The 11,953-nt window shown below is 33.1% G+C and carries 5 protein-coding genes and 4 pseudogenes; 3 read left to right on the forward strand and 6 right to left on the reverse strand.

Annotation, left to right across the window (positions count from 1 at the left end; all coding sequences use genetic code 11):
• Positions 1-88: 88 nt before the first annotated feature.
• The 4 genes and pseudogenes from LOK41_RS25905 to LOK41_RS25920 form a co-directional block, all read right to left on the reverse strand.
• A pseudogene (locus LOK41_RS25905) lies at positions 89-217 on the reverse strand (IS6 family transposase); the annotation flags it as partial.
• 913 nt (positions 218-1,130) lie between these two features.
• A pseudogene (locus LOK41_RS25910) lies at positions 1,131-1,286 on the reverse strand (helix-turn-helix domain-containing protein); the annotation flags it as partial.
• 161 nt (positions 1,287-1,447) lie between these two features.
• A complete protein-coding gene (gene bla, locus LOK41_RS25915; RefSeq protein ID WP_241818883.1) occupies positions 1,448-2,386 on the reverse strand; it encodes a class A beta-lactamase in 939 nt (312 codons plus the stop codon).
• Positions 2,387-3,496: 1,110 nt separating this feature from the next.
• Complete coding sequence (locus LOK41_RS25920; RefSeq protein ID WP_241818884.1) at positions 3,497-5,197, reverse strand: hypothetical protein; 1,701 nt, start codon at positions 5,195-5,197, stop codon at positions 3,497-3,499.
• 1,095 nt (positions 5,198-6,292) lie between these two features.
• Here LOK41_RS25920 and LOK41_RS25925 point away from each other — a divergent pair.
• Complete coding sequence (locus tag LOK41_RS25925) at positions 6,293-8,017, forward strand: XRE family transcriptional regulator (protein ID WP_241818885.1); 1,725 nt, start codon at positions 6,293-6,295, stop codon at positions 8,015-8,017.
• Between the two features lie 881 nt (positions 8,018-8,898).
• Here LOK41_RS25925 and LOK41_RS25930 read toward each other — a convergent pair.
• The gene (locus tag LOK41_RS25930; RefSeq protein WP_241818886.1) at positions 8,899-10,569 is read right to left on the reverse strand and encodes a ribonuclease J; all 1,671 of its coding nucleotides are present in this window, start codon (positions 10,567-10,569) and stop codon (positions 8,899-8,901) included.
• Positions 10,570-10,825: 256 nt separating this feature from the next.
• On the opposite strand from LOK41_RS25930, the pseudogene LOK41_RS25935 reads away from it, so the two are divergent.
• A pseudogene (locus tag LOK41_RS25935) lies at positions 10,826-11,136 on the forward strand (antibiotic biosynthesis monooxygenase family protein).
• 48 nt (positions 11,137-11,184) lie between these two features.
• Here the strand turns inward: LOK41_RS25935 and LOK41_RS25940 are convergent.
• Entirely contained in the window at positions 11,185-11,406 is a 222-nt protein-coding gene (locus tag LOK41_RS25940) for a helix-turn-helix domain-containing protein (RefSeq protein ID WP_241818887.1), read from the reverse strand.
• A gap of 299 nt (positions 11,407-11,705) precedes the next feature.
• Here LOK41_RS25940 and LOK41_RS25945 point away from each other — a divergent pair.
• Positions 11,706-11,953: pseudogene (locus LOK41_RS25945) on the forward strand (FtsK/SpoIIIE domain-containing protein); the annotation flags it as partial.

The raw sequence follows: 11,953 nt of genomic DNA on the forward strand, positions 1-11,953 counted from the left end.
AGATAGTTCTCATTTTTAACTGCAGTATTTTCAGCTTGAAATTCTACTTTTTTCGCAGTATTCCCATTCATATAATAATTCCTCCTTTAATCGTGTTATGAGCCAAGGATAATCCACGTTCCTCCATCATTTCTACTACATCACGAAAACTTAAGTTGTACCGCAGATACCAACGTACTGTTAACAAAATAAGATCTGGCTGATAACGCTTCCACATTCATATTGAATAAATTCTCCTTCCGATCGTAACCCTTTTTTAGAGTAATCGTATCAGTATGTCCAATTTCAGAAGATTACTCGCGAAATATTTAGAATTTTCGCATCAGAACCAGGTTTGATATTTTCTCCAGAGGTAATAGATTATCTCTCGACGCCCTCATTATAACTTGTATATTTATGAGGTCAATATTTTTTTATTTTCAGAAAGATTGAATAAACGGAATTTTGAATAGGTAATAAATTACACTTGGCATGTAGCAATTGTGTCTATTGTTTGAAGCTGTATTAGTTAGTAAAAAAGCAAACATAACACAGAGTTCCTTTGATTAACATTTATTATATTGGGAACTCATTATAAGGGGCACTATATCATTCTGGGGAAATTGTACACTAAGGACTACAAACCCTTATCATTACAGTATTTTATAAAGATGAATACATGTTCAGAAAGATAAAAATCTAAGTTTAATTGAACATTGATTTATTTACACACTTTATGAACATGGTTATAGCTAGAAAACGTTGATATTATTGAGTTTTATCCTCTGTTCATACACATAAGATTTTCTGAACAAATATCTCTTAGCGCACAGCAAAAGGGGGGGATTGTGAAGAAAATGTGTCTAAACGTACAGCATTCCCAGAATGATATGGTGAGGCCTATAAAGATACTTATATTTTCCTTTGTTAAATCATCTTATTTTAGACGTGAAAGCTGTTGTAATAAATGATTAATATAAATGAAAAGGAATAAATTAAGGGAATATAAAGTCCTTTTTTAAATATTTATTATTAATCTTGAATTTATATAAATTTTTCAGAAAAAAGGAACTTTTTATCAGGGTGCTGACACCTCACCATCAAGCTAAAAAAAGCAAATACCACAAAACAAAAATTTACATATATGGGGGAAAATGTACATTTTTTTCTGTTTCTTTGTAGGTATCATTCCAACGAGCAAGAAAATGGTTAAATACAAAGCGGGTGCACCCAATGGTTTTAGCAATTAATATTTCTTGTTCCTTATTCGGATAGATACGAAACTTAAATGCCTGATTTACCAACATGGGTTGCACCTCACTTTGTAATAGAATAACTACAGTATGCAAGAAAAACATAGGCTTACGTCTACCGACATTCATCTCCCACCTAAAATTGGTGTTTTACACCTTCCCATTTTTGAGGAAGAAATCTTCTGTCGGAAAATGATAAAAAAACTGAGATATTATCACTTGAGAGCATTGATGGTAACTTTCGCAGCTTGAGCGATAAGTTCGTTATTATAGGTAGCATTTTTTGTATCGCGACTAGATAGAATTGCAATGATGATTGGCTCTCTATTCGGTGGCCAAACGATGGCAATGTCGTTTCGCGTTCCATAACTTCCGGCCCCAGTCTTATCACCCACCTCCCAGTCTTTTGGTACGCCAGCACGGATTAGTTGGTCTCCAGTAGTGTTTCCACGCATCCAATCTGTGAGGATTTTACGCTTTTCCGTTGGAAGTATATTGCCAACTGTGAAAGCCTTAAGATTAGTAGCAAGCGCTTTTGCTGTACTTGTATCACGGATGTCTCCTGGAGTAGCTTCGTTCAAATCTGGTTCAAAGCGATCAACCTTGGTAACCCTATCACCAATCTGTCTGAGCTTTTTTTCAAATCCTTTGGGACCGTCTAATTCTTTTAATAAAAGGTTCCCCGCTGTATTATCGCTGTAGCGAATCGCAGCATCTGCAATCTCCCAAAGAGTCATACCGGTATCCACGTGTTTCTCCGTAATTGGTGAATACGTAACTAGATCATCTTTTGTATAAGTGATCACCTTATCAAGATTGTCTATTGAGTTTTGCTGGAGCATGGCTCCTGCAGCCACAGCCTTGAAAGTTGATGTGTAGGCAAACCGTTCATCAGGTCGATAAGCGACTGTTCGATTTGTACCGGTATCAATAGCATAGACACCAATCCGAGCATCAAACTTTTTTTCAAGTTGAACGAACTCTCGACGAGTCGCATAATTTGTATGTTTTGTTTGCTCTATTTTTTCTTTTGCTTGCGCCTTCAAAGGTTCACCTGTAAATTGTTTTACACTTGCAAGACTTAAACTTAATATTCCAACACACATTCCTATTTTTATTACCATCGTACTTTTCAAAATAATCATTCCTTTCATCTTTTGTAATACAGAAAATGGATATCAAATTGGATACAATGTACCTAATTTGAGTACCAGTTTTTAAAAGTACACTTAATAGACAATTCGAGTAATGATTTTGTTCCATAATTTACAAAAAATAATTAACTTTAAAATAAAATAGAGCATGCCGCTTTATTGAGGTCGCATGCTCTATTACTTATTTCATTTGTGATGGTGTAATACAATCTAGCCATAGATGTGACTTTGATATAAAATCGTACCGTTTATAAAAAAGAGGTACTATCTTGAAAATAGTTTCATATTGTTCAATTGAATTCATAATTTCTTCATGGCGCTTTACATGAAGTATAACTTATCCAAAGTGAAAAACTAATTTTGTAATAAAATCTAATATAAATATATATCTTATATATTAAAAATATAAAGATAAAACTTATATAGGACTGATAAATATGGTTTTATCCTTACAGTAGCAAGGACTTTGAAAATAATATAGCGTAAAAAATCAGAAATAGTAGTATTTGACAACGGAAAAGTAAGCATAATATTGATATAAAAACTACAAATAATCATAAACAAAATAATATATTTCTACATAAAAAATGAAACAAATTAATGCATTGTTAAACATACTTATTCACTTGCTTAATTCTGTATTAATCCACTGAATTTCCACAATTTTATTTTATTTACCCACAAACCATTCACATTAGGTGCTAAGTCATTAACATAATCCAGATTTACCACATAACTCACAAAAATATTGATGATTTTTGATAGATAAGTTACTAGAATGCCTTTATATCAATAATCATAGTATTATGTTATTCACATTCGACTATATTCATCTACTTATACACAAAATTTAACTTTTTTCTTGCGATTATTTGTAGGTATTTGAATGCATTAAGGCTGCTCATAACGTGTTTATATGAAAGTATGTGTGGAAATTTAGTTAGTTATAGTACAGTTCTTGTATAGGAGTGCATAAAAAAAGACTCTATTATGAATAGAATCGAGGAAAGTTGGTTGTTATAAGGAATTAGTACAAGGCCTTCAAATAGCAGAATCAACACGAATAGCCCTCTACTTTTAATTTTTTCAAAAATAGAGAGCGGGGTATTGTTAATTGGTTTCGATTACTTCAAGAACTTGTTCAGCTGTTGTTACTTGAATATCAGCGCGTATTAACTTTTCAAAGGCACGCATAAATGTAACCAAATTGAAGTCATCTGGTACTTCAATAACGCGAAGCGTTTCTTTAGGTAATCTATCTATCTTTTCAATGAACAATTCGCGAACATCACTAGGAATAAAGCGCTCTTTATGTCCTCTTGCTTTTAGGAGTTCACGTATTTCTATTTCTAAAGCCATATAAGCATTTAGATTTGTACCTTGTTCATAGGCATACTTTCTAAACAACGTTTCTTCTTGATACTTTAGATAGTTGCGGTGATACGACTCCTCTGTAACAGGTACAGCAAATTTGTATTTTAGTAACTCAAATGTTTTACGGAACAACTTTTTGATGTTTCGAAGAGAGTACATAGAGAAATGCAATCCGAAATCAAATACAGCTTGTTCTTTTTGCTCATTTGGTACATGTTGTGTAATAAGAGGATAGATACCTTCCTTAGCTGCCGTATCAAGAATTTGATATTGTGACGTTTGGTTTAATAGTTTCTTCAGTGTATATACTAACTTACTTGGATATTCCTCATTACGATCTATCATGTCACGCAAGCTTTGAATTACACTGCGAATTTGTCGATGGCATGTATATTTGAGTACATGAATAAATTTATTCATGTCTTTTGTAAATTCACCAATATTCATATCTTGAAGCACAGATTCGATAAAACGAGCTTTACGAGCATAAGTAACCTTTGGTGTGAATGGATCACGATACTGTACTTCGCCTGATTCTTTTGTACATAAGAAATCCGTATGTAAGGAGAGATATAAAGTCGTATATCTTTTTTTATTATTAACCCCTTTTTGTAATTTGCAAATTTTGAATAGGGGAGTTCCTGTACATGGTAGTGCAGTTGTTAATTCTGTCATAACCGCACGGATTTGATGCGGGTATTTCTTATGTAAAAAGCGGTACATCCCACCAAAATGAGTTTTATTTCCTCTTTCATCCTGCTTGTCCAAGGAACGTTTTAGTGTAGTTTCTCTGTGCTGTTGCATCGCAATGTCTAAGAATAGTTTCTTAGCTGCAACTGACAGCTCAAAGAAAGCCTTTGTAAATACCACTGGGCTAATATAAACATAAGGGTTTGCTTTTTCAGTTTCTTCATTCATAAAATGAGTTAGCTTAATGGTATAGCGGCCATCTAATTCTTTTTCAATCGTGACAATGTTATGTAGACTTAGTTTTTTTAATGCAATATAGAATTGAGAATGCTGTATGTAAGCAAACTCTTCTTTATATTGCTTGTAATCTTCCCACATCATATGTACTGTTACATTTGGAATGACTCCATTTGTGTAACATTTCTTGTGTAGGTATAAGAAGACTTCTAGATCTGCGTTTGTAATACCATATAATTTATGTTTTCGTCCCATTGTTTCAGAAACAGCAGACAGGGTACGACGTGAAAAAGATGGTTTCGCTTGTTCTACAAAGCCATCTACATCTGCAACACGTTCTTCATATGTCATTTGATCCAGTAGATCTTCAAGGTATGTATCTTTATAGCTGTAGTATTTCTCTTCAAAAGCTTCAACAAGTTTTTGCCAAGACTTCAGTGTTACTAATACTGCATTTGTAGATTGTCCATTTAGACCACGTTGGTTATGAATAATAAATGATTTTCCCATCTTTTTCACCTCCTACCTGTAAACTCAGAAATATATGTCAGGATACTATAAAATATACCAATTTTGATTATAGCAAATCGAAAATTGCCGAAAGGTGCTCCTTTAAGGGGGATTTTAAGAAGATGAAACACGACATAAAACCAGCTGTGACAAGGGATACAGGATTTTCTTCATTTTTTTTTGTGTCAAGGATATGGCAAAAATCGTTTCATGTTTTGGATGTGTCAAATTATTAGTGAAACAGTAGAAAAACGTTGATATATAAGGGATAAATGAAGATTTTTCATATTTTTAGGTTAAGGATATGGCAAAAATGTTTCATGTTCATATATAAGTCATTTATTATAGAAAAATCCATTGAATGTAGTCGTATGAAGGGTTATAAGAGAATTGAAAAGGATATTAGGTCAAGGATATGGCAAAAACCGTTTCATGTTTTAAAATTTACAAGGTCAAGGATATGGCAAAAGTGTTTCATGTTTTATATGTAGCAGAAAAAAGAAAGAAACACTCATAATCCTTTATGTATCAAGGGTTTACGAGTGTTTCTTGTATTTGGTAAGGTCAAGGATATGGCAAAAATGTTTCAGGATGATTTAGGATCTGTTTTGTACACAGAAGGGGAAACGCTTGATATATATGAGTTTATGGGATGTTAAAAAATTTTTTAGAAATATATAATCAAAATAAGAAAAATTAACTAATGTTTCATCTTTTGAATTTTAGGTCAAGGATATGACAAAGATGTTTCATATAGATATGAATGAATCTAGCTCATTAGATACGTGCTATTCATGTAAAATAAAAGCTTATATAAGGGTATGGTAGAGAAAGTGGTAAGGGAAAAGTGTGTTTCATATTTATAAATAAGGTTAACAATATGCCCAAAAGTGTTTCAGTTATTAATTCATTAGATTAATTGATGGTATATTGGTTGGTAATGTATAATAAATGTTATTTCACTTGTACAAACAAGACAAAAGTGTTTCATTATTTTTTTGAACGTAACAGAATTGGAAAATAAGAATGATTTATATATAATTCGCTAAATATTGAGTTGTTTGAAAGGAATGTACGAAAGGAAGGAGTGACGACGTGGAGAAATTAGCACAATTGTTTACTGATGCTTTGTTAATCTCTGAACCTTTATATGGAAATAACAAAGCAATTTGGGAGAAATGGACTTCTTTTAGTGCAGACGTAGAAAAAGATAGTAGTAAGGTTGTAACATCACAATATGTTTCACCATCTTTTTCAGCATTAGTATCGTGGCTTAGTAAAAAGAATGAAAGTGGAATAACCTCACTACAAATTGCTATTAAGTTGAATCAGTATAAGAATGAGATCCATTCAGAAATTGAACATCTTTTAACAGAAGAGTTTAAAAATGATAATAAGCCAAAATTAAGTGATGAAACAGTAATTCAGGTAGAAGAAAACAAAGATGAAACAGATGATAAAGATTATTTTGAGGTCAATAATTCCGCGGTTTACTTTAAATTACGTGATGGGATCTCCAAGAATCATTTTGAAGAGGATTCAAATATGGGTGTTAAGTCTTATCCAATTGAAACGAAAGAAAGTAATGCGATAGCTCAGCTTTCTTCGCATCGAGATGAGGATTTGAAGCTTATTAAAGATGATGAAGCGTCCCGATGGAACACTTTAGTTAATGATGTAATGAGTAATATGGATGATCTTACAGCGGATGTATTGGATTCAATTACTATACAATGGTTAGCTCAAGCGCAGTCACCGGACGAGTTCATCGAATTTTCATATGAGCAAGTATTGGATATGTGTAATGTACCTAAAAAGAAAGTAAGTAAGGGAGAATATTATAGACCTGAAGATAAAATTAAGGTTGCAAAGAGGATTGCTGCTTTAGCGAGTATTTTTATATATTTAAATGATGATAATGAAGTTGTAGTTTTAAATGATGAAAATGAAAATGATGAGGAATATAAAGTAAAAAGGGAAGTAATTAAAAGGTTATTTGTTTTAGATTCAGTTGTATTATGGAGACATAATACAACAAATGAATATATGGGCATTGAATCTTGCAGAATTAAACCAGGAAGCTTCTTGGCAAGTTATTTATATGGTTCAAATAATACAACAGCCTTATTATCTAAAAAGGCACTTGAATATAATAGTTACCGACATAAATATCATAAACGTTTAATTCGCTATTTAACATGGCAATGGAGAATTAGGCAAATATATTCTACTTTAAAGCGCCCATACTCTATTGGAGGCGATAAAGGATTATTAGCTGTCATGGCAATTCCACTTACATGGAAACCAAGTCGTATTCGAGAACACTTAGAGAATGTTCTTACTGACTTAGAGAGAGAAAATGTGATTTCTAAGTGGGAGTATTCAAGTAATTTAGATGAGGAACGTTTAAATAAGAAAAATTGGTTCAAAGATTATTGGATTGATTTAAATATTACTATTTTTCCACCAGAAGAATTAATTAAGTCTATGTACAATTTACCAAAGAAAAAAACATTAGAAATAGAGAATAATAATGAAACAATAATAGAATATAGTGAAAAGACTAAAGACATTATTGATATGCCACAAATAACAGTTAGTAAAGAACCAGACATTTTTGATGAAGAAGCTGTACGAGAAAAAATACTAAATCGACATAATGTTGATAATATAAGTATACGAGAACTAGCAAAAGAAATTAAAATATCGGCACCTACGTTATCTAGATTTTGCAATAAACAAACCAAACGTTTATCAGCTAACGCAGTTGAAAAAATGTCAAAGTGGTATGAGAGACAAATGATATTAGAAAAGATGTAATCGTCAAATATACATTTATAGAAATGTAAGAGAAGCCTATTTTATATCTAAAATAAAATAGGCTTTTTACTTGTGTATGTGTTTTTTATGGATTAACCTATTTATCATTTACCGATAGAAGACTCCTTCCTCAAAAATGCAAAGGTGTGAAACACTAATTTTAGGTGGGAGATGAATGGCAGAAACGCTAAAGCTATGATCCGATTCAAGATATAGCAACATCCTTTTTATTTTTTGACATTTTACAGTTACTCATTTTTTATGTGTTGTGTAATTCAAAAGAGAAATTGTTATGAAGCTATGAATATGAAAGGATTCAGCAATAGGGGTAGTTACACAAAATATAAGATATGAATAAGTTGTTAATTTAAAATAAAGTTCGATCATTTATAATAAAGATTGATAATTTGCAAAAAAGTTTGATAAAAAATCCATTTTGTAGGGTATTTCTTTGTTCAACAATCGGGCCAGATTGTTTAGTAAGCATATTTTAATAAAACTGTATAAATATTGATACATGTACAGTTTCTCCTTAGGGGAAAATTCATAAATATTAAAAAATATACTACAATCAATTAATTTTCAGAAACATGTTAGAGTGTTATTCCCCTATTTTGCGGGATGTGCAAAAACACCCTATTTGAAAATTTGGCTTTATGTGTAGCTTTAGAATAAGGATTAATCAAATTAATACTAATAACCTTGATAAACAAGCAAAAAGAAAGAGCGTGTTTTGAAAAAAGATTGATCAAAACACGCTCTTAATATATTTTATTGAATCATCCTTTTATAAAAAAGTTTGATTATTTTTGTTATCCTTGCTCAATTAAAGCGCCCAATTGTTGAAGATCAATTAATTCATTTTTTTAAACTTCCCCCTATTAAATTTCAATAAGTATAGGAACAATCATTGGCTTTTTCTTAGTATGTGTATATACATATTGTCGTATTGATTTTTTTATTTGTTTTTTCATTACATTCCATTGGTTTCTATTTGCTTCTTGTAGCTCGTTAACAGTTTTTATAGTAAGTCGATTAACGTCTCTTCGGAGCTCCGAGAAATCTCTATCCACAAATCCACGAGAAATGGTATCGGGTTCAGAAATCAGTTTTCCTTCCGATTTGCTCATAGTTAAAACAATCATGAGCATCCCATCCTCTGAAAGTTGTTTGCGGTCTCGTAACACAATTTCCCCAATATTATCGACATCCCCCCCGTCTACGTAGGTATTCCCCACCGGTATTTTCCGGGTCTGACGGGCAATGGTATGTTCAATATCGACGACATCGCCATTATTGATGATAAAAGTGTTTCCTTGCTCTACTCCAACGGATTCACCTAACAAACGGTGATGGTGTAGCATTCTAAATTCACCGTGAATGGGAATAAAATATTTTGGTTTCATTAATGTAAGCATTAGTTTTAAATCCTCTTGATAACCATGGCCAGAAACATGCATTCCGGATGTACTTCCTGATCCATAAATCACTTTGGCTCCAAGTGCAAATAGGTTGTCTACGATACTTGTGATATTTCGTTCATTCCCGGGTATTGGACCTGCTGCAAAGATAACCGTATCTTCAGGTAAAATGTCGACACCGCGAAAGTTTCCAGTGGACAGGCGAGCAAGAGCAGCCAATGGTTCTCCTTGACTCCCTGTGCATAAAATGGCCACCCTTTCAGGAACCATTTCATTGATTTCATGTGGGTCAATTAACATTCCATCTGGAACTGTTAAATAACCACGTTCCATAGCAACCGCTATAACATTAACCATACTTCGTCCAAGCAACGCAAGTTTTCGGTTTGTTTTTTGCGCTGCATTCACGACTTGCTGAACGCGACTAATATTTGAAGCAAAGGTAGAAAGAATAACTTTGCGTTCGGCTTTCATGAAAGCTGCTTCCACATGTTCACCTACCATTTGTTCCGATGGGGTCAAACCAGGACGCTCTGCATTGGTACTCTCAGATAATAGAAGCAAGACCCCTTCTTTGCCGATTGCAGCCATTTTATGAATATCCGAATTCTCATTATTCGCAGGGGTTAAGTCGAACTTGAAGTCCCCCGTATGTACAATCTTACCCTCTGGTGTGTGAAAGACTATTCCCAAGCAATCAGGAATACTATGGGTCACTTTGAAAAAACTTACACTTATTTTTCCGATTGTCAAGTTTGAGTTTGAGTTGATTTCAATAAGTTCACTTTCTCCTAGAAGTTTATGTTCTTTTAATTTGATTTCAATTAATCCTAGTGTGAAGCGTGTGGCATAAACGGGTACATTCAATTTTTTTAAGAAGAACGGGATCCCCCCGATATGATCTTCATGTCCATGTGTGACAATTAAAGCCCTGACTTTATCTTTATTTTCTACTAAGTAAGCTATATCAGGGATAATCAAATCAATTCCTAAAAAACTTTCATCTGGAAACTTATTGCCACAGTCGATAATTACGATATCGTTTGAATATTTGATTGCATACATATTTTTCCCGATTTCATTCAAGCCGCCTAAGGCAAAGATAGATAATGCATTTTCTATTGTACTCAAATTTATATCCTCCCAATTTAAATATAATCCTAGTATGCCCTTTGGGTTTCCCTTTATCAGTGGGTTGAATGCTCGAGCTTCCTACAAAAAAGGGAACTCTAGACTGTTTTTTCCTAAAAATAATGACTACAACATTGATGTCTTAGTTTCCCACATCGTTATTGAAGTCTTTCCTCCCATGGAGACAGCTGCTATTGAAATCACTCATGGTTTTCAATTCTTAATAAAGACACAATTCTTTTAAGGTGGTAACACAATGAATACCTATTATGCAGCTATATTTACTTCTCAAAGAACAGAGCACAATTCAGAAAGATATGAAAGTATGTCAGACAACTTGGTAGAACTAGTAAAAACACAACCTGGATTTATTAGGATTGAGAGCGTAAGAGATACGAAGAGTATAGTATTACAATTTCTTATTGGGAATCCTTAGAAGCAATTCAAAAATGGAAAGCTAATACGACTCATCAAGTAGCACAACAAAATGGAAAAGAAACGTGGTACAGCCAATATAACGTGCAGATTTGTAAGGTGGTAAGAGATTATTCTTTTAAAAGGAATTGATTGAGTTAGTAAATTCGTCTAAAGGAGCTTGTAAGATTAATTTTCTAATTACATCCAGAAATCATTTTCATCTATATTTTTTCCTAACTTTTTAAGCCCTTTAACAATTTGAGTTATCGTTGAAAATTTCGGCATATATGTTTTATCGTTGCACACCTTGGAAATTGTGCCCCTACTTAACTTAGCTGTTTTCTCTAATTCCCCTTGTGTAATCCCTTGTTTATCTAACCATTTGCCAAATTTGCTACGTTTCTTACCTAATCCAAACACCTTTATCACCTCAAACATAGCTTGCCCTTTTCGTCATTTTTTTAAACGAGAGAAAAAAACTGACATAAAGACCAAACAGTACACAATACCTTTTACCATACCAAACAAATTACGAATCTCGTTGCTAATCTGATAGCCTTTTAAAACTTCATTTCACCTATTCCGAATAGAATTCCTCCACAGAACGGTACTTCAGACATTGCAAGTTTACTATTTTCAATGATTCATAGTTATTTTTATCTCCTCTAATCTACAGGGACTATTCTCTATAAGAATACTAAAAGGAGGTGGTGGTGCTCATGATATTTGAGTTAGTAAGTTCAGCTGCAGTTGGCGGTGTAATTCTTTTCTCGAAAATGCACCAAAAAGGAGCAACAAATGATGCTTCTAAAATCCAGCGTATTTGTGCTAGCTGCGGATTGAAAGTGAAAGAAGGGAAAGATATTCGAACTATACAACTGCTTCGTAAGACAAGAAGTGAGTGGGGCGTGGAATATGCGTACAGGATCCCTCTTGGTCTTAGCTTCTCCGACTTCGAACAAAAAAT

The organism is Bacillus sp. TL12 (assembly GCF_022625245.1).
In the GTDB taxonomy this organism is placed as follows: domain Bacteria; phylum Bacillota; class Bacilli; order Bacillales; family Bacillaceae_G; genus Bacillus_A.

Excerpts from the sequence above, each read along its gene's own strand:
- LOK41_RS25920 (WP_241818884.1), bottom strand. The coding sequence starts at position 5,197 with ATGGGAAAATCATTTATTATTCATAACCAACGTGGTCTAAATGGACAA.
- bla (WP_241818883.1), bottom strand. The coding sequence starts at position 2,386 with ATGAAAGGAATGATTATTTTGAAAAGTACGATGGTAATAAAAATAGGA.